The 1,171-nt window shown below is 36.6% G+C and carries 1 protein-coding gene; it reads right to left on the bottom strand.

Going from position 1 to position 1,171, the window contains the following annotated elements:
* The coding region (locus tag DM397_RS00570; protein WP_262510668.1) for an amino acid adenylation domain-containing protein at positions 1 to 1,167 on the bottom strand (1,167 nt) is incomplete at its 3' end.
* Positions 1,168 to 1,171 lie beyond the last annotated feature (4 nt).

Here is a 1,171-nt window from a genome sequence, read left to right as displayed (position 1 = left end):
CTCCTGAAGAAAATCCCTCAATTCTGATTTATCAATACTGCCATCAGTTGTAAAATAAGCAATCAGTACTTTCTCCTGATTGGATTCTTTTGCCGCTACTACCACTTGTTTTAAATCCTCAGAAAACTGCGAAATCGCATTCTCTATCTCGCCAAGTTCTATCCTGTATCCTCTTATTTTTACCTGATGGTCTTTTCTGCCCAAAAACTCAAGATCACCGTCAGCCAGCCAACGGCCCAAATCGCCAGTGTCGTACATTTTTTCTCCTTCTATAAAAGGATTAGATATAAATTTCTCCTGGGTCAGTTCTGGCTTGTTCAAATAACCTCTCCCCACGCCTGCGCCGGATATATAAAGCTTGCCGGTAACTCCCACAGCTAAAGGATTTAAACAATCATCTAAGATGTAAATCTGGGTGTTGGAAATCGGCTTTCCAATTGTTACGGGACTATCTTTGGATATTACTTTAACCATACAGCCAACGGTACTCTCTGTTGGACCATATTCATTATAGATCACTAACTCACTGTTTACTTTTAGAATTTCGTCTACTTGTCGGCTAAGTAATGATTCTCCTCCAACTATAATTTTCTTTAACGGTGTATCCTTCAGGTCAAAATCTTTTAATAATTCTAAATGAGATGGGGTTAATTTTACGATATCCAAGGCATTTGAAGTCGAAATATAATCCAGTAATATTTCATGTGCATTCCAATTATTATTAAATACTTTTATCTTATGGCCTCTAATTAATGGAAGGAAAATACTGGTAACAGTCAAATCGAAAGACAAAGAACTAAATAATCCGAAATCACCTTGTTGCTGATTCTCAAAATAAAAATCAGAACACCATTTCAGGTAGTTGTATAAGTTTTTATTCTCGATCATAACTCCCTTAGGCTGACCTGTAGATCCAGAGGTATAGATCACGTATGCCAAATCATTTGGCTTAATAATAGTATTCAGGTTCTCTTTCCCGAATCTGAATCTTTCCAAATTATGCAACATCATTTCCTCTTCATCAATGATCGCTTTACAGTTACTGTCCTCTTCGATATATGCAATGCGGTCTTGTGGATAATTAACATCTATAGGAACATAAGCAGCTCCTGATTTTAATATTCCAAGGATTGCTACAATCATGTTCTCACTTCTATCGAGCTTTATTCCT

Origin of the sequence: Flavobacterium nitrogenifigens (assembly GCF_003254565.1) — a bacterium.
Lineage (GTDB): Bacteria > Bacteroidota > Bacteroidia > Flavobacteriales > Flavobacteriaceae > Flavobacterium > Flavobacterium nitrogenifigens.
Note: the sequence above shows the minus strand (reverse complement) of the source record. Positions and strands in the feature narration are given on the sequence as shown.